The following is a 21,715-nucleotide window of genomic DNA, read 5'->3' on the forward strand; positions in this document are numbered from 1 at the left end:
TTTTACGTTCTGATGGCTCACGATGTGCCCGTTTAATGGTGGGTGACCATAGATTTTTATAGGGGACATTTATAGGCAGGCAGGGAAGATCGACATTCTAATAACATGACGTTCTCTGCCTCCAGCTTTTGAGCGGCCAGACAGAATTTCAGAAATATTTGACGGGTAAATAATATTGAACCGCCCCCGGGGATCCTGCAGGGAGTCAATAATTTATAAGGAGAAAGAGTGCTTACTCTATTGCATCTGCTTTCGGCGGTGGCGCTATTGGTCTGGGGCACGCATATTGTCCGTACCGGCATTATGCGTGTTTATGGCGCCAAGCTCCGGAGTGTGCTAAGCCGCAGTGTTGAGAAAAAACCGCTCGCATTTTGTGCGGGCATTGGTGTGACCGCGCTGGTACAAAGCAGCAACGCGACCACCCTGTTGGTGACGTCGTTTGTGGCCCAGGACCTGGTCGCCCTCACGCCTGCGCTGGTGATTGTGCTCGGGGCTGATGTGGGGACCGCGCTCATGGCGCGTATTCTGACGTTCGACCTCTCATGGTTGTCGCCGTTACTCATTTTCATCGGCGTCATCTTCTTCCTTAGCCGTAAACAGACGCGTGCCGGGCAACTGGGCCGCGTAGGCATTGGGCTCGGTCTGATCCTGCTCGCGCTGGAATTGATTGTGCAGTCCGTCACCCCGATAACTCAGGCCTCTGGTGTGCAGGTCATTTTCGCTTCGCTTACCGGCGACATCATACTGGATGCGCTGATTGGCGCGATGTTCGCCATTATCAGTTACTCAAGTCTGGCGGCGGTGCTGCTGACGGCGACCTTAACCTCGACAGGGGTTATCTCTTTCGACGTAGCGCTTTGTCTGGTGATCGGCGCTAACCTGGGCTCTGGTTTGCTGGCGATGCTAAACAACAGTACCGCCAATGCGGCGGCCCGTCGTGTGGCGCTCGGCAGCCTGCTATTTAAGCTGGTGGGCAGTTTGCTGGTTCTGCCATTCATCCATGTTCTGGCGAAGACGATGGAGAATCTTCCTCTGCCGGAGTCGGAACTGGTTATCTACTTCCATGTTTTCTACAACCTGATCCGTTGTCTGGTTATGGTTCCTTTTGCCGAAACAATGGCACGCTTTTGCCGCCGGATGATAAGTGAAATCCCGGAAGTGGATGCCCGGATGAAGCCGAAGCATCTCGACACCACCGCGCTGTATACGCCCGCGCTGGGGCTGGCGAATGCTGCGCGTGAGGCGCTGCGCTTGGGTGAGGTTATTGAGCAGATGCTGGAAACCTGGCAGAAGGTCATGAACGGCGAGCCCCGGCAGGAAAAAGAGCTGCGTAAACTTGCCGATGATGTGGACATACTTTACACCGCAATTAAGTTGTACATGGCGCAAATGCCGAAAGAAGACCTGGCGGAGGAAGAGTCGCGTCGATGGGCGGAAATCATCGAAATGTCGCTTAACCTTGAACAAGCGGCAGACATTATCGAGCGAATGGGCAGTGAAGTGGCCGATAAATCTCTGTCTGCTCGCCGGGCGTTTTCCCAGGATGGTTTAGCCGAGTTGGATAATCTACTACAACAGTTAAACAGCAATTTGAAGCTTAGCCTGTCGGTGTTTTTCTCGAGAGATGTCAGCAGCGCCCGGCGCCTGCGCCGTAACAAACATCGTTTTCGTATTATGAACCGCCGCTATGCCCATGCCCACGTGGACAGGCTGCACCAGCAGAATGTGCAAAGTATCGAAACTAGCTCTCTTCACCTGAGTTTATTAGGGGATATGAAACGGCTGAACTCATTGTTTTGTGCGGTGGCGTATGGTGTTCTGGAACAACCGGAAGAAGACGATACGAGGGATGAGTATTAAAATTTGAAATGAATCGCCACGGGCAGTCTAGATATTTTCAAACATTACTGGACTGATCCCACCCCGGTAGACGATCCTGCCCTATAGTTGGACTAGCGTTTTCTGGGAAATTGTCTGCTAGTAGCCTGTCAGGTCTAATCTTGCTCTACTGTTGGAGCATTTCGGGTTGAGTGGTGAATAATCCAGTTAAATTCCCTGTTAGCACTATTTGTCCGAGAAGATTCGCGAGTTATGTCCAGACTCATGCTGGTCATCGTAGAGAGCCCCGCAATTTGTATGACCAGCTGACTATTTGCTGCTTCAACATGTCCTTTTTCTAACAAATCGAGACGGTCTGCCCAGTCCTGCATCATGACTCGCCGCTGTTCAACATAGGCTGCATGATTGTAGGCGGCACTGACTTTATTCGGTTCCGAATGAGAAAGTTGAGCCTCTATCCAGATTTTTGGATAGCCTATTTCATGCAGTGCGGTTGAAATGGTACCGCGGATACCGTGCCCGGTAAGGCGGTCTTTGTAACCCATTCGTTTGAGGGCCGCGTTAAGTGTATTTTCACTGATGCGTTTATTTAGGTCAGAGTTGCCCGGTAACAAAAATCGTTGCTTGGGCCTGACTTCATGCAAAAGGTGACGGATGATCTCAATCGCCTGAACAGATAGAGGGACGGTGTAAGGCGGGATGGTCTGTGGGCGCATGCTGTTTTTGTGCAAATGCCGTTTTAACTGCTTTACATTGTCTGGTGGAATTAGCCATAAGCCTCGCTCCAGATCAAACTGCTCTGGTGTCGCCAGACGTAATTCGCCAGTTCGCACACCAGTAAGAAGCAACAGGCGAATCCCCAACTGGGTATTCAGTTGTCCTTGGTAATGACGTAGCTTTTTTAAAAGAGTTGGGATCTCATGCATCCACAGAAAAGGATTATGGATTTCGGGTGGTTTGGGTAGGGCAACTACCTTCAGGTCGGTAGCTGGATTGTTTTCCAGCCCTTCAACTTTGACCAACGCAAAACGAAAAACTTGATTCAGCCAGCCTCTGACTTTTTGGGCAACGGTGAATGCTCCCCGCTGTTCGATTCTACTCAGTATTTGCAAGAGATCAGCGCGACGTACATCGTAAATAGATGTTTTGCCAATTCTCGGCAAGACGTCGTTTTTGAAAACACGCTTGCATTGAGAAAGGGAAGATTTTCTGCCTTCCTTCAAAGTCAGCGCCCGGTATTCAGTCCATTCCTTGAATACAGAGTGAAAGCTATTCCCAGAAGCAAGATGGATGGCATGACGTTGCTGCTCTCGGGCAACTCGTGGATTAATATCTTGTGCCAACAAAGCTGAAGCCTGATCTCTTGCCTGTCTGGCTTCACGCAGTGTCATCTCAGGGTATTGGCCCAGGGACATTCGCTTTTGTTTTCCGCACCAGTAATAGCGGAAGTGCCAGGATTTTCCACCTTTGGGTGCGACGGCAAGTGAAAGGCCGGAAACATCAGGGAGGGTGTAGGCTTTACCGGTTGCTTTGGCCCGACGGACTGTCGTATCGGAAAGTGCCATGATCGTCGCTCCTGATTACAGGTCAGAGCTTGATTCTGGTTTCCGGTCGCAAAGACTTATAGCAAGAATGCGAACACAGTCCACCCGCTTTTCCGAAGGACTTAAAAATGGACTTAAAAGCATCGGATTCAGGTGGATTTCAGCGGACGTCAGTGGAACGTAGAAGAAGGAGTTTCACCCTTCTTTCAATGACCTGTGGACATCAGTAGACATCCAAAGAACAAGAAATGGCTCCTCTGACTGGACTCGAACCAGTGACATACGGATTAACAGTCCGCCGTTCTACCGACTGAACTACAGAGGAATCGTTGGAACGGGGCGAATAATAGCGACTGCCTGTGGGCATGTCAAAGGGTTAACGAAAAAAGTTGTCTGACTGCTTTCTTAATATTCAACTTGTTGACTATTAAGGCAAAGTGATTAAAACCTCTGCCATTTTTCTGTACGTCACGCCTTTTCACGTCTGTATTGCACTAAAAGTATTCACAAGTTGCCTGATTGTTGTGCAGGGGTTATCGGTAAGTTTTATTCTGGCCGTTATTCTGCAAGTTTTTTGCCAGCCACCGGCCATAAAATCGTCATAAATTCAGATCTGCTGCACAAATTTCACTCATATTTCGAAACTGGCACACCCCGTGCATTGTTATTTTACTAACAACGGCTAGCTTTTTGACAATGAAGCAACAGGGGATTAACTGATGCAGCCAGCGCAGGATGTGATTGAACAAATCGAAGCCTCGTTTGCCGGGCAGACACCCACGGGCAAACGCATTGCCAGCTATCTGCTGGCAAATCTTGCACAGATCCCGTTTGAAACGGCGGACAGCATTGCGCGCAGCGCGGCGACCAGTGGCATTTCTGTCGGGCGATATCTGCGCAGTCTCGGCTATCGCAATCTCGATCACTTCAAGCAAACGCTGCGCCTGCAAAGCGGCACATCATATCAGCCGTGGGTGGTTACCGACCGTCTGGGCGCTTATCGCGAACGCAGCAAACAGCCGCAGCAGGAAAAGTTGCAACAGTCGCTGACGCTCGAACTCGAAGCCATTAATCACGTGTATCAGCTGGCGCAAACTGACAGTTTTGCACAGGTCAGCCGCCGTCTGGCCGATGCGGAGGCGGTGTTTATTCTCGGTATCCAGTCGGTACGCGGCATTGCCAACAACTTCTCCAGTTATCTCGAGTACTTACGGCCAAAAGTCTATTTCGCCGACGGGCTTTCCGGCACCTATGTCGAATCCCTGAATTCGGAATTCGCGCAGCCTTATCTGGTAGTGACCGACACCCGTGCCTATTCGAAGATGGCGCAAACTTATTGCGAAGCTGCCTGTGAACGCGGCCTGAACGTGGCACTGATCACCGACATTTACTGTCCGTGGGCGCGCGATTATCCGGTGGATTTATTGCAGGTGAAAACCGACACCGGCCAGTTCTGGGACTCGATGGCGCCGCTAAGCTGCCTGTTCAATCTGTTGTGCTCGGCGGTGCTCGAACTGCGCGGTCACGATGTAGAACAGCGCCTGGCGAATAACCGCATCCTGCAAAAACAGCTCGGACAATTTGAATCCTGAATTTCTAAACCAGCGGACAGATTTATTGATGAATACGAAAACACCTGATGTTGCCCTGATCGATCTGGCTGAAATTCTGCCCGATGCGGTGATCGACCTGAAATATGCCACCGCCGATAACCTGACCGGTCAGCCGATTTATCGCGAATCCCTCTGCCTGCTGCATCCCGATGCCGCGTCGGCGTTGGTTCGTTGTAACGAAGTCGCGAAACTGGCCGGATTCACGTTGAAAATCTATGACGCTTACCGGCCGCAGGCGGCGCAGGCCTGTTTGTGGGCGGCGTTTCCGAATCCGGATTATGTGGTGGATATCAGACTCGGTTCGCACCATAGCCGCGGTGTGGCGGTGGATCTGACCTTGCTGGATGAGCAGGGTGAGGCGGTGGATATGGGCGCGGGCTTCGATGAAATGACCGAAGTATCGCATCCGTTTTACCCCGATTTACCGCCACATATTCAGCGTAACCGCTTACTGCTTAACGCCGTGATGGCGGCGGGGGGCTTTAAGGGTATCACCAGCGAGTGGTGGCACTTTGAATTACCGGATGCCAAAACGTATCCGTTGTTGGAAGAGCGGTTCGGCTGCTATCCGCCGGTTAATGCCGCGTAATTATTGCACGTCTCTTATCACTTTTTGACAGAGCCAGGAGTTCTCAGATGAGCAACACAGCAATCAACACGTTCCGCAAAAATACGAAAACACAGGTCGCCGGTGCCATTTTTCTCGCCTTGTCAGGCTTAAGTTTTGCCACGCAGGCCGCCGTGCCGAAAGACATGCTGGTGATTGGTAAAGCAGCCGATCCGCAAACGTTGGATCCTGCGGTGACTATCGACAACAACGACTGGACGGTCACGTATCCGGCGTATCAGCGTCTGGTGCAGTATAAAACCGAAGACGGCAAAGGCTCGACGCAGGTTGAAGGGGATCTGGCGGCAAGCTGGACGGCATCACCGGATCAACTGATCTGGACCTTCAAACTCAAGCCGGGCGCTAAATTTGATGACGGTTCCGACGTCAATGCCGATGCGGTGAAATGGTCGTTCGAACGACTGATGAAAATCGGTCAGGGGCCGTCGGAAGCCTTCCCGAAAGACATGACGGTGACCGTTGTCGATCCGATGACGGTGACCTTTACGCTCAAAACGCCGTTCGCGCCATTCCTCTATACACTGGCGAATGACGGCGCGGGTATCGTCAATCCGGCGATTGCCAAAGCCAATCCGGCCGATGAAGGTAAGGCGTGGCTGGCGGGACATACTGCCGGTTCCGGCCCGTATAAACTCGATCGCTGGCAAAAAGGTCAGCAACTGGTGCTGGTGCCCAATCCGCATTACAGCGGCGCAAAACCAGCCTTTAAACGTGTTACCGTGAAAATTATCGGTGAAAGCGCCACCCGCCGCCTGCAACTGTCGCGCGGGGATCTGGACATTGCCGATTCCCTGCCGATGGACCAGCTGGCTGCCCTGAAAAAAGAAAATAAAGTCGCCGTGGAAGAATTCCCGTCGTTGCGCGTGACCTATCTGTATCTCAATAACGGCAAAACGCCGCTGAATCAGGTGGATTTACGCCGCGCAATTTCTTCTGCCGTGGATTATCAGGGCATGGTGAAAGGCATTCTCGGCGGTAACGCCAAACAAATGCGCGGGCCAATTCCTGATGGCATGTGGGGTTTCGACCCGACGGCGAAGCAATACACCTTAGATCTGACGCAGGCCAAAGCTGACCTGGAGAAAGTCAAAGACAAGCCGCAGACGCTGGACTTCCTGTATTCCGATAACGATCCGAACTGGGAATCCATCGCGCTTTCCGTGCAGGCCAGCCTCGGCCAGGCCGGGATTAACGTGAAGCTGGAAAAACTGGCTAACGCCACCATGCGTGACCGCATCGGGCAGGGTGATTACGACATCTCAATTGGTAACTGGAGCCCGGACTTCGCCGACCCGTACATGTTTATGAACTACTGGTTTGAGTCCGACAAAAAAGGCCTGCCCGGTAACCGTTCCTTCTACTCAAATCCTGACGTTGATGCGTTGCTGAAAAAAGCCGTGTCAGTGACCGATCAGAAACAGCGCACCGACTATTACCAGCAGGCGCAGAAAATCGTTATCGACGAAGCGGCATACGTGTATTTGTTCCAGAAAAACTATCAGGTGGCGATGAACAAAGACGTCAAAGGCTTTGTTTTCAACCCGATGCTGGAGCAAGTCTTCAATGTTGGTCAGATGCATAAGCAATAACCGCAATATCATTCACGAAAACCCCTTTCACGACCTGAAAGGGGTTTTACGGGGAAAAACTATGACTTTTTGGACTCTGATTCGCCAGCGCTGCTGGGGTCTGATACTGGTGATGGCGGGCGTGTGCGTCATTACTTTTATCATCTCGCATATGATCCCGGGTGATCCGGCGCGGCTGCTGGCGGGCGATCGTGCAAGCAATGAAATGGTCGAACATATCCGTGAGCAACTGGGGCTGAATCAGCCGCTTTACGTGCAGTTTTTCCGTTACGTCAGCGATTTGTTGCACGGCGATTTGGGCACGTCGATCCGTACCGGTCGTCCGGTACTCGAAGACCTGAAAGCGTTCTTCCCGGCGACCCTGGAACTGGCGGTCAGCGCACTGTTTCTGGCGATTGTGCTCGGCATTCCGCTGGGCGTGTTGTCGGCGGTGTACCGCAATAAATTTCCGGATCATCTGGTGCGTCTGCTTTCCGTGCTCGGCATTTCCACGCCTGCGTTCTGGCTGGGACTGGGCGTCATCATCCTGTTCTACGGGCATCTGAACCTGCTGCCGGGCGGCGGAAGGCTGGATGACTGGATGGATCCGCCCGCCAATATCACCGGCTTTTATGTGCTCGATTCCCTGCTGACCGGTAACCGGGACGCCTTCTGGAACAGCCTGCAACATCTGGCGATGCCTGCGCTGACGCTGGCGTTTGTACACATGGGGATCGTGGCGCGGCAAATTCGCTCGGCGATGCTTGAGCAACTGAGTGAAGACTACATTCGGACGGCGCGGGCTAACGGGTTGTCACGCTGGCGGGTGATCCTGAGCCACGCCTTGCCGAACGCGCTGATCCCGTCGGTCACCGTGCTTGGGCTGGCGATGGGCGATTTGTTGTATGGCGCGGTGCTGACCGAAACGGTGTTTGCCTGGCCGGGTATGGGCGCGTACGTGGTGAATTCGATTCAGGCGCTGGATTTCCCGGCGGTGATGGGTTTTGCGGTGGTGGTGTCGTTTGCCTACGTCATCGTCAATTTATGCGTCGATTTACTGTATGTGTGGATCGATCCGCGCATCGGCCGTGAGGGGTGAGCCAATGTCTGTGATTGAACCGGGCGTCAATAATCCTCGGGCCGACATCGTGGCGCCAGATGTCAAACCGCGCTTTGCCAACTGGCGGCGCACATTCTATCTGCTGAGCCGCAGTCCGCTGACGATGTTAGGGCTGGCGATCATGCTGATTGTGCTTTTCATCATGATCTTTTCGCCGTGGCTGGTGCCGCACGATCCTAACGCCATCAGCCTGACTGACCGCTTGCAGGCACCTTCCGCGCTGCACTGGTTTGGGACTGATGAAGTCGGGCGGGATCTGTTCAGTCGTGTGCTGATAGGTAGCCAGCAATCCGTAGCCGCCGGGCTGGCGGTGGTGATCATCGCGGGCACGACAGGCTCGTTGCTTGGCTGTTTTTCCGGCGTGGTCGGCGGTGTGGTGGATGCGCTGATTATGCGCTGTATGGACATCATGCTGTCGGTGCCGTCGCTGGTATTAACCATGGCGCTGGCCGCCGCGCTCGGGCCGAGTTTGTTTAACGCCATGCTGGCGATTGCGGTGGTGCGCATTCCGTTTTATGTGCGGCTGGCGCGCGGTCAGACGCTGATGCTGCGTCATCAGGCTTATATGCAGGCTACGCGGACGTTCGGCGCGTCACGCTGGCATCTCATTACCTGGCACGTGCTGCGCAATGTGATGCCGCCGCTGGTGGTGCAGGCTTCTCTGGATATCGGTACCTCGATTCTGATGGCGGCAACGTTAGGGTTCATCGGCCTGGGCGCTCAACAACCGACCGCAGAGTGGGGCGCGATGGTCTCCAACGGCCGCAATTATATTCTCGATCAATGGTGGTATTCAGCCTTTCCAGGTGTGGCAATTCTGATTACCGCCACCGGTTTTAACCTGTTCGGCGACGGTCTGCGCGACCTGCTGGATCCGAAAAGCAGAGGGCGCTGAGATGACTGAACAATCCCAGGCGCCGGTACTGGAAATCGACAATCTGCAACTGGTCTTTCCGGTTTACGGCGGAGAAGTGAAAGCGCTGAATCAGGTGTCGCTTTCAGTGAACGCTGGCGAAATCGTCGGCGTGGTCGGTGAATCCGGCTCAGGCAAATCGGTCACGGCGATGATGGCGATGCGCCTGCTGCCACCTGACGGTTTTACCGTGACCGGCGGTGCGTTACGCATGCTCGGCACCGACGTGATTCACGCCAGTGAGGAGCAGATGCGCACATTGCGCGGCGCGCGCGTGGCGATGATTTTCCAGGAGCCGATGAACGCCCTGAATCCGACGCGTAAAATTGGCCGTCAGATGTGCGAAGTCATTTGTCTGCACCAAAAACTCAGCAAGGCACAGGCGTGGCAAAAAGCCATCGGCCTGCTGCAGGACATGCAGATTGCCGATGCGGAGCAGGTGATGTCACGTTATCCGTTCGAACTCTCCGGTGGTATGCGTCAGCGTGTGCTGATCGCCATGGCATTTTCCTGCGAGCCGGAGCTGATTATCGCCGATGAACCGACCACGGCGCTGGATGTTACGGTGCAGCGTCAGGTTTTGCGTTTGCTCCAGCGCAAAGCCCGTGCCAGCGGAACCGCCGTGTTATTTATCACCCACGATATGGCGGTGGTGTCCCAGTTGTGCGACCGGGTGTACGTGATGTACGCCGGACATGTGATTGAAAGCGGCAACACGGCGGATGTAATTGAAACGCCATCGCATCCCTATTCCATCGGATTATTACAGGCGGCACCGGAAAACGGCGAGCCGCGCAGTCTGCTGAAAGCCATACCCGGCACGGTACCGAATCTGGCAAAACTGCCGCAGGGCTGTGCGTTTCGTGGCCGCTGCAATCATGCCGATGACCGCTGCATCGCGACACCGGCGCTGGCCTCGTTGCCGTATTTTCCGCAGCAATCTGTTGCCTGCTGGCATCCGCAGCGTTATGCCGGCGAAATCCACATTCAACGCATTGAGGAGCATTCCTGATGATGGCTGAGGCACTGGTAGAGTTGCAGGATGTGCGCGTGCGGTTCCCCGCCAGTTATAACTGGCGCGGCAAACCCACCAGTTATGTGCACGCGCTGAACGGGCTGGATCTGAATATTATTCGCGGCGAAACGTTAGGCATTGTCGGGGAATCCGGCTGCGGGAAAAGTACGCTGGCGCAGTTGCTGATGGGCTTACAGAAGCCGAGCAGCGGAGAAGTGCACCGCGCACGCCATGACAATTCCTGGTTCGGCTCCGGTATGCAAATGGTGTTTCAGGACCCGCAATCGTCGCTGGATCCGCGTCTGCCGGTCTGGCGGATCATCACCGAACCGGTGTTCGTGCAAAAACACAACAGCAGCCGCGAGCGTCGTGAACTGGCTGCGACGCTGGCAGAGCAGGTGGGGATCCGCAGGGAATACCTCGACCGTCTGCCGCATGAGTTTTCCGGCGGTCAGCGTCAGCGTATTTCTATCGCCCGTGCGCTGTCTTCAGAGCCAGACATCATCGTGCTGGATGAGCCGACCTCGGCGCTGGATATTTCAGTGCAGGCGCAAATCCTCAATTTGCTGGTGGAACTGCAACGCCAGCGCAACCTGACTTATGTGCTGATTTCTCACAATGTGTCGGTTGTTCGCCACATGAGTGACCGCGTGGCGGTGATGTATCTCGGGCAAATTGTGGAACTGGGCACTGCGGAAAACGTATTGTCCGAACCGCAACATCCTTACACCCGTCTGCTGCTGGATTCGGTTCCCCGCGCCGGTCGTCAGCTTGATGAAGGGATAGTCGATAAGAAAGGTGAATTACCCAGCAACCGTAACCTGCCGATGGGATGTTACTTCCGCGAACGTTGTCCGCTGGCCGGGGATGGTTGTCAGATGCCGCAGGATCTTGTGCATGGGGTGGGCGGCGTGGTGGCGAGGTGTCATCGGGTTATGCCGGAGCGGGTGTAGTTTTTAGCTCCTCCCCTGCGAAGGGAAGGAAGCACGCCAGTTAAATCTGACCAGAGTTTGGTTTTAGCTCCTCCCCCTGCGAAGGGGGAGGCGGGGAGGGGGTATTAATGGCGAAACGATTGTTGAAGTATCCGCCGGGTAAAAACGTGCCAAAGCAAACTTCAACGCTATGATTTCTCTGTAATACCCCACCCCAACCCTCCCCTTCGCAGGGGAGGGAGTTGACCGGTTTTCTCCTCCGGTCAGGTGAGAAAGGGACAACTTATTTTCGTAAAAGATCTACTGTCCTCCCCCAGTCAAACGGCTCCAGATCCGTATATCTGACCCCCTTCGCGGCCAGCGCATCCACCAGCCCCTGCTGGGCAAGTACGGTTCCCCGGCTCAGGTTGGGCGCGACGCCGACGTCTTCCAGTGTTTTCACCACTTCACGCATTTCCTCGGCGCGGCGCTTGCCGTGTTCAGCGATGCGGCTGATAAGATAATGCGGAAACGGTCCGTCCCAGCCCAGTGACGGAAAGCTGGCGTGCAACGAGGCGAGCACTTCTTTCTCGACGCCGTACTGACGTGCGGCACTCAGACATTCGGCGGTCAGCGCTTCCAGGCCTTTTATCATCACACTGCGGCACATTTTTATCGCCGAGGCTTCTCCGACGGTGTTGCTGTGAACTTTGCTGTTAAATCCGGTTTCATTCAGCCATTCATTGATCGCGTAAACATGTGTGCCGCCCAGCAGTAACGGGGTTTTCAGCCTTGCAGGCGGATAGGGGGCCATGACGGCGACATCAATGTAATTGCCACACGCCTGCTCAATCAGCGCCATCGCTTCGCGTTTGGTGTGCGGCGAAACTGAATTCAGATCGAGAAAGAACTGACCGGGTGCGAGATGCCGGGCGACGGCACCGGCTACATTCAACGCTTCGGCGGCGGTCACAGCGGAGAAAATGATCTGACTGCCTTTCACGGCGTCTTCCAGTGACGGCGCAAAATGCACTCCGGCGTCACGGGCGCGCTGCCGGATAACCGCTGAATCTGTCAGCTTATCAAACGCCACGATATCCGGTGCCGGATTTTGCTTTTTCAGATCCGTTGCCAGAATGGTGCCCACTTCGCCGAGGCCGATGAGGGTAATGCGGGTCACGTTATTCATGATGAGATCCCTGTTGATCGTCCTGATGACCGTCCCAGACGCTGGCGGGGATGGCGACACGGCCTTCAAAAATCAGCCTTGCGGTACGTAACAGGGCACAGCCAGCCAGCCGTTCTGCCCCTGTTTTTGTCGGATCGAGTTGTAATTCCACGCTGAATTCCCCGGCCGGATGTTCCACGCTGATTAAAGGCGTGTTGCCGGACGGCGTATGTGCCAGCCCTTCGGTGATGCTGCCGGGGATCAGGCAGGCGCTGGCGACGCTGACCGCGCCGAGTACGCCAATCGAGGCGTGGCAGCGATGCGGAATAAACGTCCGGCTGGAGATGGCACCGCCATTTCGCGGTTCGGCAATTAATGTCATTTTTGGCACGGTGCGCTGCGTGACATCGCCGAGTTTCATTTTCGGGCCCGCCTGTAAGCGGATGGATTCGAGGCCTTTTTTCAGCTCCGTGTCTGCATCCAGCTGTTCACGGCTTTCATAACCACTGCGCCCGAAATCGGCGGCGCGCAGCAGAATAACCGGCATGCCGTTGTCGATGCAGGTGACGTCGATACCGTCGAACGTGTCGCGGGCGTTACCGGTTGGCAGCAACGCGCCGCAACTGGAACCGGCGATATTGGCAAATTCCACGCTGATTTTGGCCGCGGTGCCCGGTACGCCGTCGATGCGCAACTCACCCTGATAGCACACCTGACCCTCTTTTACCGGCACATGCGCGGTCGCAATCTGGCCGGTGTTTTCCATGAAGATCCGCACCGGGGTAATCCCTTCAACCGCGCTCAGCAGTTGCCTTTCAATGGCGAACGGGCCGACGGCAGCCAGGATATTGCCGCAGTTTTGTCCGTAATCCACCACGGCTTTATCGACATTAACCTGCGCAAAAAGATAATCGACGTCGGCGTCAGGGCGTGCCGAAGGGCGGATAATCGCCACTTTGCTGGTCAGCGGATCGGCGCCGCCAAGGCCATCAATCTGGCGCGGATCGGGGGAACCCATCGCCGCCAGCAGCACATTGTCGCGTAAGGCCTGCTCGTGCGGTAAATCGTCCGCCAGAAAAAATGCGCCTTTTGACGTCCCGCCGCGCATCAGCAGGCAGGGGATTCGGGTCTGCGGCATATCGGCTCCTCAGCGCCTTGCGGCATTTTCCAGTTCTTCCAGCGAATCGAAATACTTCAGGCCTTTTTCTGCCAGACGCGGGCGCATATTGTAGATATCCAATCCGAGTTCACCGTCAGCCATCCTGGCACGTTTACTTTCTTCCAGCGCTTCACGCTCACGGCTGGCCTGTGCCACTTGCGCGACCTCTTCGCGGGGGATGACCACAACGCCGTCATCATCGGCCACAATGGCATCGCCCGGATTCACTAACTGTCCGGCGCAAACCACCGGCACGTTCACGGAGCCGAGCGTTTCTTTGATCGTACCCTGCGCGTGAACGGCCCGTGACCAGACGCGGAAACCCATATCTCGCAGCGTTTTGGTATCACGCACGCCGAGATCGGCAATCAGCCCGACCACGCCGCGCGCTTTCAGTGACGTTGCCAGCAAATCGCCGAAGAAGCCGTCGGAACAGGGCGAGGTTGGCGCAACCACCAGAATATCGCCCGGCTGACATTGTTCGACGGCGACGTGGAACATCCAGTTATCGCCCGGTGCGGTGAGCACGGTGACGGCGCTGCCGGAAATCGCACAATCCTGCTGTATCGGACGGATGCCCGCATCCAGCAAGCCTTTGCGACCCTGCGCTTCATGTACCGTCGCCACGCCAAAAGCCGCCAGTGCCGATACATCTGCTTTATTTGCCCGTGGAATATGGCGAACCACGACGCCTTTTTTGCCGACCAGACTCATGCTAAATCCTCCGTCACTCGCGGGAAGAGGCTCTGATAGCCTTCGCCGTAAACGATGTTTTTGGTGCTGGTGATCCCGACGTTACGTTTGGCCTGCACGCCGCGCTGTTGGGCGACGCGGGTATAGTATTCCCACAGATGCTCCTGACCGGCCATGCATTGAATGGCCTGATATTTCTTGTCCCAGACATCAGTGATATCGAGCAGAACATCGGGTTTCCAGTCGCACTGTTCCGGCTGATGTGGTTCAAAACAGTAAACCGGTGGCGCGCCGACGATGGTTTCGCCCGGCTTATAGCCTTCTGCCTGCGCGATAATCCGCGCTTCCTGCGCCAGATGCGTCGCCATCGGGTGATCGTAGTTGTACGGGTCTTTCAGCGAATGGGTCAGCACAAAATGCGGCTGTACGCGGCGGTAAACATCGGCCAGACGGAACAACGATTCCTTGTCGGCGCGCAGCGGATAATCGCCCATATCGAAAAACTCGACACTGGCCCCGAGGATTTCGGCGGCGGCCATGGCTTCTTCGCGGCGTGATGCTTTCACGACTTCTTCGGTCATATTGCCTTTGCGCCACAGTTTGGCAGACTCACCGCGTTCACCAAACGACAGGCAAACGATGTGCACGGCGTAACCGGCCTGAGTATGTCTGGCGATGGCGCCACCCGCACGCCAGACGAAATCGGCAGAGTGGGCACTGACGACTAATGCACTTTTAGTGTTCTCTTTTTTTGGCTGAGTCATGGAGATGTCCTTGGTTTTTTGTTCTCAAAAAGTCTGAGTTCCATGCTGTCAGTCTGAGTCTGCGACGGGTAATTCATTTGATTGCAGGGGGTATGCGTTTTATTTATATTGCAGGGAAAGGTCACGCAAAAAAAGCTGAAGGGAGAAGGGGATGGCACAGTCGCAGATGTTGAGTAACCTGATGCAAATCAGAGCATTTTGTCAGGTGGTCGACCAGGGAAGTGTATCCCGCGCGGCTGATGAACTGTACCGCACACAATCTGCGGTAACACGGGCGATACGGGATCTGGAACAGTCCCTCGACGTTCCGTTGTTTGAACGTCACGCCAACGGCATGCTACTGACGGATTTCGGTAAATGCGTGCTGCCGCGTGCGCGACGGGCGATTGCCGAATTGCGGCAGATCCCCTCACAGCTGGCGAAATTACAGGGCAAAAGCGGGCAAAGGCGCGGTGATACCGAACCGCTGTATCTGTTTAACGTCCGGCGTCTGCAAATTTTTATCTCTCTGTGTAAAACCCGGCATATGCAGACGGTCGCCACGCTGCTCGGCCTCAGCCAGCCCGCGGTCAGTGCTGCGCTGAAAGTACTGGAAAACGGTGCCGGTGTTGCGCTGCTGGAACGCACACCGCATGGCATGATGCCTTCACTTGCGGGGCAGGATATCGTGCCGAACCTGCGTCGTGCGCTTAATGAATTGCGTCATATTCCCGCCGACATTGCCGCCCGTCGCGGTGTGCTGGAAGGCACTGTGCAGGTTGGCGCTTTGCCACTCGGGCGCACGCGCTTACTGCCGCAGGCGATTATCGGCCTGACGCAGCGCTACAGCGGCGTGAAAGTGGTGACCAACGAAAGTGCCTTCAGCGCACTGGCGTCCGAGCTGCGGTCCGGCGAAGTGGACTTTATTTTTGGCGCGCTGAGATCCCGTGATTATGCGGCTGATATGGCAACAGAAACATTGTTTACCGAAAGCATGGTGATTCTGGCGAGAAAAGGACATCCGTTGCTGGCAGAAAATGTCACGCAGGAAACTCTGCGCGAGGCGCGCTGGGTGTTGCCGCGTGCTGAAACCCCGGCAAGACACCTGCTGGATAACAGTTTTGCCGCCATGGGGATACCGCCGCCGGACCCGGTGGTGGAAAGCGGTGATCTGGGGATTGTGCGTGGGCTGCTGCTCGGTTCGGACATGCTGGCAGCAGTATCAGCCCGCCAGCTTGAGCATGAGCTTGAATCCGGCGAACTGGTTAAACTGCCGCTGGATCTGGCCGATACGCACCGCGCCATTGGCCTGACCTTCCGCGCCGGAAGTCTGCTTTCACCTGCCGCAGAGGCGCTGGTGATGGAGATCAGAAAAGTGTGTGGCAACCCCATTTTCATATGAAAATTTTGATTACGGGTAATTATCGTGTGTGAAATATGAACGATGTTGTTATGTGCTTTGGGTTTTGGGTCATTATTATCCTTAATACAAACAGGATGAATTCCGGTTCGTTGTATAAACAAAATACCTGTATCAGATCGCCCTCGTTTTACAGGCTCTGTCAGTATTGGGAATTCTCTAATTTTTAAGACAAGGTTACGTTTGTGTCTGTTTTGTACATGAATGGCCTGTCATTTTAAGGTAAGATGTCCGCCCTTGTGAAGGGAATGCCTGTTTTTTGATAAACCTTGTATAAATATGTGTTGAGAAATAAAGGTTGAATATTGCTCTCGCGGTTTGAGGGCTGTGAAGAGACTGGACTATGATAACTAAAGAAAAAGAAGTTATTAATAAAAAGAAAATAGTGCTTGTGACAGATTTACTTATCGGGCGTGGCGGCATGGAAAACGTGACCAGCCAGGTAATATCAGCACTCAAAAAGAGTGAAGAGTTTGAGGCGGGTTTTTTCGTCATCAATAGTGGTGAAAAGACGTACTCAAAATCCTGGCTCGATAATGCCGTGCTATTTGAAAGTGTCTGCACACTACGAAATAAAAAAGTAAAAAACTTCATACATACTCTGCGGCTTCTCTTTTTTATCAGAAAATATAAACCAGAACATGTCATTACACTTAATACAATACCCAGCTTAATGGCACGTCGTGCAATTACCTTTTCTGCGCATAAGACTGTTTTATCGACATGGATGCATCTTCCACCCCGGGAGCGGTATCGCCCGCATTATCTGTTATCAGCAGAACATCATTTTGCGATCAGCGATGAAATAAAAAATCAACTGACAGAGTTGGGTGTCGAAAAAAATAACGTCGATGTGGTTTTTAACCCCGTGAAAAAAACGGATACGGTTATTTTAAGACCTGAGTCGCTCAGAATCCTCTACATCGGCAGAATACATTTTGAAAGACAAAAGCAGTTAAAAGATCTCTTTGATTCGCTTGCCCGGGTCAATGTCCGCTGGTCATTAGATATCGTGGGAGATGGTGAAGATTTGGCCATATGTCAATCTTATACGCAACAGTCGGGGATTTCTGATCAGATTACCTGGCATGGATGGCAAAGTGACCCCTGGGAATATGTCGAAAATAATATCAAAGAAGTCACTTGCCTGGTCATGACGTCTAATTTCGAAGGCTTCCCGCTTGTGCTGCTGGAAGCGATATCCCGGGGAATATATTGCGTCTCCTCTGATTGTATCAGCGGTCCGTCAGAAATAATTGAAAACAATATTAATGGGCAACTTTATCCGCAAAATGACATTATTACGCTTTCTCAAATCATTAATAAAATAGGCAGTGATCGGGTATTGCCAGAGCAGGCCGTGATAAAGGAAAGTATCGGGAAGTTTTACGAAGATGCGTATATGAATAATTTTAAGAATATTCTTAATAAGATTGCTGAGGGAAAAGATGAATAGCAAATCTGCTACAGCTCCTTTGAAAATAATTGTTAATGCATCAGTTATTGCTCTTTGCATTTCACTTTCATTGAGCATGTTTATTACCGGATGGCCACAAAAAATATTCTATGTTGTTTCTTACGTCAGTTTTTTTACCACTTTATATGCTATTTACAAAAAGGATATCTCATTTAAGAATGAACATTTTTATCTGGTGATGTTCTTTTCATTGTTTTTTTTAGCCGCAGTCCGTTTTGTCTGGGCAATGATGCTAAAGCATAATGGCATAGATCCCTCGCCGACGAGCGCAGGCATCATTAACAATTATTTAGTAGGGAGCAAAAGGATCCTGCTGGGTGCTTTTGTCATCTTATGTCTTTCTGTGTATGGTTCGCTGACAACTCAAAAAACTATATTCTTAAGTAAAGTAATAATCGTGGTGGGGTTGATTGTTACGCTGGGCTTCGGGTTACATGAACATTTTTATACCGTGAATGACCGGATAAAACTGACGACTGATGCATCGTCAATGTCCTCTTATATGATTATTTTCATATACGCGGCTTATCTGGGGTTAAGCCGGTTAGAAAATCATCGTTATTCAAAATGTGTGGATCTAGGGGCTTTTATACTGACCTTTATCCTCCTGTATTTATGTGGGACAAGAATTACCATTCTCGCTCTCATATTCCTTAAGCTTACCTTTATATTTTTAGAGTATAAAATAGACTTAAGAAAAAATTGGCAGATGGCGGGGTTGGTCGTGCTCGCTATTGTGACGATTTTAGGCATCACCGGGCATCGCTGGGCCCAGGGTATTAATGATATCCAGAAATATGATGTACAAAGTTCAACATCACTGGGGGCCAGGGTGGCGATCTGGCAAAGTGGTATATACCTGTTACATCACCATATTGGTTTTACTACGCCTGATGAGAGAACCACGTTGGCCAGAGCGTTTATCAAAACGCATCATCCGGAAAACACGGAAGGCTATACCAATGTTCAATATAATATGCACAACGAATTTCTTGAGGTCACTACACTTCAGGGATTATTAGGAACGTTTTCCTTATTGCTGCCTTATCTGGTTTTAATCTATGGGTGGGTGAGGAAAGTTAATATTAAAGGCATGGTGCTACCATTTATTGCTTTATTCGTTACCGGACTGACGGATTCAGTGATTCTTTATGATCAGACAGCAACATTGTTTGTCATGTCGCTGGCAGTCTGCTGTATTGGTATTCGAAAATCTGCTGAATAACATGCCTGAAATATAAGGATTCACACTCTGAATCCTTATGTTATTTAAGTTTTTTTCCAAAAATCTGCTTTATTTATTCAGATTCACCACAGCCTGTCTGATCGCATATTCATAGCCCTGAATGCCAAAACCGCAGATTACGCCGACGGCAACGTCGGAAAGGAATGAATGGTGGCGGAAGGCGTCGCGTTTATGCACGTTGGTGATATGCACTTCGTACAGCGGCAGGCTGACGGCGGTCACGGCGTCACGAATAGCTACTGAAGTGTGCGTCCAGGCAGCGGCGTTGAGCACAATCGCGTCCACTTTGCCACGGCATGCCTGAATGCGGTCAATCAGATCTCCTTCGTGATTGGTCTGGAAGAATTCGATTTTTGCGCCGCAGTTTTCGCCAGTCTGATGACAAAGCTTTTCGATGGTCGCCAGCGTGTCGTGACCGTAGGTTTCCGGTTCACGGGTGCCCAGTAAATTGAGATTCGGGCCGTTGAATACGGCAATGTTGTAGTTCATCAGTGTCTGCCTTTTTTCAGTAATCCGTAAATCCAAACAAATCTTTCGGGGTCTGCCACAAAATCTGCTGGCGGATCTTTTCATCAGGAAATAATTGTCCGACCAGCATCAGTAACGTACCGAGATCCATCCGGTGCTCCGCCCGCAGGAACGGCCAGTCGGAACCCCACATGCAATGCTCCGCGCCGAAGGCATCCAGCAGGGCGTGCTGGTAGGCGTGCCCGTCCTGATACGGGAAAGGCTGACGGCTGAATTTCGCTAAGCCTGAGAGTTTTACCCAGGCTCTTTGCTGGTCAGCGAGGCTGAGCAGTGCCTGAAAAGCCGGTTGTTGCAGCCCCTGCGTGACGTCAGGTCGCCCGGAGTGATCAATCAGCAGCCGTGCGCGGGTACGGTTAATCAGCGGCAACAATGCCAGAAGCTGATCGTTTTGCACCTGAATGGCGGCGAACATATCCAGTTCGGCAAGACGCCCCATCAGGCCGTCGAGATGCAAAAACGGCTCCGTGCCGAGCATCGCGACGTTCATGGCAATTCCGACCACACCGGCATTTTTCAGGTTTACAAGCCGCTCAATGCCGATGTCAAACGGCACCACGGCAATGCCTTTGAAGCGCCCGTTGCCTTTTTGCAGCGCATCCAGCAGACACGCACTGTCGGTGTTATATCCCGAGGTCGGGCCGACAATCAGCGAGTGGCGGATGTTGTACGCCTGCATCACGGCACGGTAATACTCGGTGGTGCCAATCTCGTGACCTTCCGGACGATACGGCGTGTCCGGCAGGTACGGAAAGCGCGCCGGATCAAACACGTGGTGATGGGTGTCGATCTTGGGTTGATCAAAAATTGTCATGCTTTCGCTTTACCTGCTACTGAATAGAGAACTTGCTGATTGCGGGTTTTCTGGAATTCTTCCAGCGATTCGCCCCGCATCGCGGAATAAATATGTAAGTTGGACACACCGACTACCGCGCCGAGTTTTTCCAGCAGAAAGAAACTGACGCCGTAATGGATCATGCCGCGCCAGTCGAGTTCGCGCAGCAGTTGCTGTTCCTCGTCCGTCAGCTTGTTTTCGGCAAACAGCGCATGTTGATCGGTAAGAAAACGTTCACGCCATGCAGGCTGGATCAGACGGTGCAGGAAACGGTTGATGCGCAACGCTTTCAGACTGCGTGCCTGGGTGAACGGATAGGTGCCCGGCAGCTTTTCAACGCCCGCCATTTGTTGCGCGATTTTGTCACGCTGGCGCTGTTGCACATCATACGGCGCTTCACGCGACTGATTTTCGAGGATCAGCGTGGCGATACCGGTCATCGACGGCAGGTAATAAGCCTGATGCAGTTTCTTCACATTGGCTGACAGCGCACCACGCATCACCAGCCACATGATCACTTCCGCGCCTTCCATGCCGCCCAGCGTGGCGAATTCAGCCAGCGTTATTTCGGTCAGACGTTCCGGGTCGTTGACGATCATATCGACAAACTGCTCATCCCAGTCCGGGTTGTTAAACCCGCAGCGTTCGCCGTGAACCTGATGCGACACGCCGCCGGTGGCGACAATCGCCACGTTTAAATCTTCCGGGAAACTTTCAATCGCACGGCGCAGCGCCTGACCGAGTTTGTAGCAGCGGCGGGCGGTGGGAATAGGGAACTGTAATACGCCGATTTGCAGCGGAACGATTTGTGTCGGCCAGCCGCCTTCATGCGGGAGAAGGGCGGAAAGCGGCGAGAACAAACCGTGATCCAACGGCTTATCCTGGAAGAACGACATATCGAATTCATCCGCCATCAGGCTGGCACCGATATGCTGAGACAGCGCCGCATGGCCTTTGACCGCAGGCAGGTCACGCGGGCCGCCGCCTTCATCGGCCACTTCATACTGCTCGTCGATACCTAACGTAAAGGCGGAATAGTGATCGAAGAAGAACGAGGTCACGTGGTCGTTGAAAATGTAGACCAGCACGTCCGGTTTTTTCTCATCCAGCCATTTTTGCATCGGCGCAAAGCTCTCGAAAATCGGCACCCAGGCGCTTTCTTCCTGCTTGTTATGGTCAACCGCAAAACCGATGGTCGGGGTATGTGAAACTGCTAAACCGCCTATGATTTTCGCCATCTTAAATCCTCAATACTTTTTGTAGGGTAACTGCGACACGCACGTCGCGCCGCATTATTT

19 protein-coding genes and 1 tRNA gene are annotated in these 21,715 nt (G+C 53.1%); 11 read left to right on the top strand and 9 right to left on the bottom strand.

The window, feature by feature from the left end:
• Positions 1 to 228 precede the first annotated feature (228 nt).
• Entirely contained in the window at positions 229 to 1,860 is a 1,632-nt protein-coding gene (locus HGO41_RS14015; RefSeq protein WP_250981148.1) for a Na/Pi cotransporter family protein, read from the top strand.
• Positions 1,861 to 1,994: 134 nt separating this feature from the next.
• On the opposite strand, the gene HGO41_RS14020 is transcribed toward HGO41_RS14015, so the two are convergent.
• The gene (locus HGO41_RS14020) at positions 1,995 to 3,404 is read right to left on the bottom strand and encodes an integrase arm-type DNA-binding domain-containing protein (RefSeq protein WP_129544518.1); all 1,410 of its coding nucleotides are present in this window, start codon (positions 3,402 to 3,404) and stop codon (positions 1,995 to 1,997) included.
• 228 nt (positions 3,405 to 3,632) lie between these two features.
• Positions 3,633 to 3,708, bottom strand: a tRNA-Asn gene (locus tag HGO41_RS14025).
• Positions 3,709 to 4,102: 394 nt separating this feature from the next.
• On the opposite strand from HGO41_RS14025, the gene HGO41_RS14030 reads away from it, so the two are divergent.
• The 7 genes from HGO41_RS14030 to HGO41_RS14060 all read left to right on the top strand — a co-directional run bounded on the left by HGO41_RS14030 (position 4,103) and on the right by HGO41_RS14060 (position 11,193).
• Positions 4,103 to 4,975 (top strand): MurR/RpiR family transcriptional regulator, encoded by an 873-nt coding sequence (locus tag HGO41_RS14030; RefSeq protein WP_013575983.1) that lies wholly within the window; start codon positions 4,103 to 4,105, stop codon positions 4,973 to 4,975.
• Positions 4,976 to 5,003: 28 nt separating this feature from the next.
• Positions 5,004 to 5,585, top strand: coding sequence for a D-alanyl-D-alanine dipeptidase (ddpX, locus tag HGO41_RS14035; protein ID WP_013575982.1), 582 nt, complete (start codon positions 5,004 to 5,006; stop codon positions 5,583 to 5,585).
• Between the two features lie 47 nt (positions 5,586 to 5,632).
• A complete protein-coding gene (locus HGO41_RS14040) occupies positions 5,633 to 7,213 on the top strand; it encodes an ABC transporter substrate-binding protein (RefSeq protein WP_013575981.1) in 1,581 nt (526 codons plus the stop codon).
• Positions 7,214 to 7,274: 61 nt separating this feature from the next.
• A complete protein-coding gene (locus tag HGO41_RS14045) occupies positions 7,275 to 8,291 on the top strand; it encodes an ABC transporter permease (protein WP_015690085.1) in 1,017 nt (338 codons plus the stop codon).
• A 4-nt stretch (positions 8,292 to 8,295) separates the two neighbouring features.
• Complete coding sequence (ddpC, locus tag HGO41_RS14050) at positions 8,296 to 9,207, top strand: D,D-dipeptide ABC transporter permease (RefSeq protein WP_112152523.1); 912 nt, start codon at positions 8,296 to 8,298, stop codon at positions 9,205 to 9,207.
• A gap of 1 nt (position 9,208) precedes the next feature.
• On the top strand, positions 9,209 to 10,237 hold the full coding sequence (locus HGO41_RS14055) for an ABC transporter ATP-binding protein (protein WP_112152524.1): 1,029 nt from the start codon (positions 9,209 to 9,211) through the stop codon (positions 10,235 to 10,237).
• Positions 10,237 to 11,193, top strand: coding sequence for an oligopeptide/dipeptide ABC transporter ATP-binding protein (locus HGO41_RS14060; protein ID WP_223510184.1), 957 nt, complete (start codon positions 10,237 to 10,239; stop codon positions 11,191 to 11,193). Before HGO41_RS14055 ends, HGO41_RS14060 begins: the two co-directional genes overlap by 1 nt.
• A gap of 262 nt (positions 11,194 to 11,455) precedes the next feature.
• Here the strand turns inward: HGO41_RS14060 and HGO41_RS14065 are convergent, their stop codons facing one another.
• From HGO41_RS14065 to galB, 4 genes are read right to left on the bottom strand one after another with little or no spacing between them, the layout of a single operon-like run.
• Complete coding sequence (locus HGO41_RS14065; protein ID WP_223510185.1) at positions 11,456 to 12,340, bottom strand: NAD(P)-dependent oxidoreductase; 885 nt, start codon at positions 12,338 to 12,340, stop codon at positions 11,456 to 11,458.
• Entirely contained in the window at positions 12,333 to 13,457 is a 1,125-nt protein-coding gene (locus tag HGO41_RS14070) for a 4-oxalomesaconate tautomerase (protein ID WP_223510186.1), read from the bottom strand. The genes HGO41_RS14065 and HGO41_RS14070 overlap by 8 nt, the downstream gene beginning before the upstream one ends.
• A 9-nt stretch (positions 13,458 to 13,466) precedes the next feature.
• Entirely contained in the window at positions 13,467 to 14,192 is a 726-nt protein-coding gene (locus HGO41_RS14075) for a 4-carboxy-4-hydroxy-2-oxoadipate aldolase/oxaloacetate decarboxylase (RefSeq protein ID WP_217216684.1), read from the bottom strand.
• Positions 14,189 to 14,935 carry a 4-oxalmesaconate hydratase gene (gene galB / locus HGO41_RS14080; protein WP_013575973.1) on the bottom strand — a complete coding sequence of 249 codons (747 nt, stop codon included), beginning with the start codon at positions 14,933 to 14,935 and terminating at the stop codon, positions 14,189 to 14,191. Before galB ends, HGO41_RS14075 begins: the two co-directional genes overlap by 4 nt.
• A gap of 151 nt (positions 14,936 to 15,086) precedes the next feature.
• Between galB and HGO41_RS14085 the strand changes: the two genes are divergently transcribed.
• The 3 genes from HGO41_RS14085 to HGO41_RS14095 all read left to right on the top strand — a co-directional run bounded on the left by HGO41_RS14085 (position 15,087) and on the right by HGO41_RS14095 (position 19,036).
• Positions 15,087 to 16,316 carry a LysR family transcriptional regulator gene (locus HGO41_RS14085; RefSeq protein ID WP_131637878.1) on the top strand — a complete coding sequence of 410 codons (1,230 nt, stop codon included), beginning with the start codon at positions 15,087 to 15,089 and terminating at the stop codon, positions 16,314 to 16,316.
• A gap of 361 nt (positions 16,317 to 16,677) precedes the next feature.
• The gene (locus tag HGO41_RS14090; RefSeq protein ID WP_250981149.1) at positions 16,678 to 17,790 is read left to right on the top strand and encodes a glycosyltransferase; all 1,113 of its coding nucleotides are present in this window, start codon (positions 16,678 to 16,680) and stop codon (positions 17,788 to 17,790) included.
• Positions 17,783 to 19,036: an O-antigen ligase family protein gene (locus HGO41_RS14095; protein WP_153376534.1), complete on the top strand. Its 1,254-nt coding sequence runs from the start codon at positions 17,783 to 17,785 to the stop codon at positions 19,034 to 19,036. Before HGO41_RS14090 ends, HGO41_RS14095 begins: the two co-directional genes overlap by 8 nt.
• Before the next feature lie 69 nt (positions 19,037 to 19,105).
• Here the strand turns inward: HGO41_RS14095 and aroQ are convergent, their stop codons facing one another.
• From aroQ to HGO41_RS14110, 3 genes are read right to left on the bottom strand one after another with little or no spacing between them, the layout of a single operon-like run.
• Positions 19,106 to 19,546: a type II 3-dehydroquinate dehydratase gene (gene aroQ / locus HGO41_RS14100; RefSeq protein ID WP_015690079.1), complete on the bottom strand. Its 441-nt coding sequence runs from the start codon at positions 19,544 to 19,546 to the stop codon at positions 19,106 to 19,108.
• 16 nt (positions 19,547 to 19,562) lie between these two features.
• Positions 19,563 to 20,396 (bottom strand): amidohydrolase family protein, encoded by an 834-nt coding sequence (locus HGO41_RS14105; RefSeq protein ID WP_250981150.1) that lies wholly within the window; start codon positions 20,394 to 20,396, stop codon positions 19,563 to 19,565.
• On the bottom strand, positions 20,393 to 21,655 hold the full coding sequence (locus tag HGO41_RS14110; protein WP_250981151.1) for a gallate dioxygenase: 1,263 nt from the start codon (positions 21,653 to 21,655) through the stop codon (positions 20,393 to 20,395). The genes HGO41_RS14105 and HGO41_RS14110 overlap by 4 nt, the downstream gene beginning before the upstream one ends.
• Between the last annotated feature and the right edge of the window lie 60 nt (positions 21,656 to 21,715).

It is taken from the genome of Rahnella sp. CG8 (assembly GCF_023701875.1).
GTDB lineage: Bacteria > Pseudomonadota > Gammaproteobacteria > Enterobacterales > Enterobacteriaceae > Rahnella > Rahnella aceris.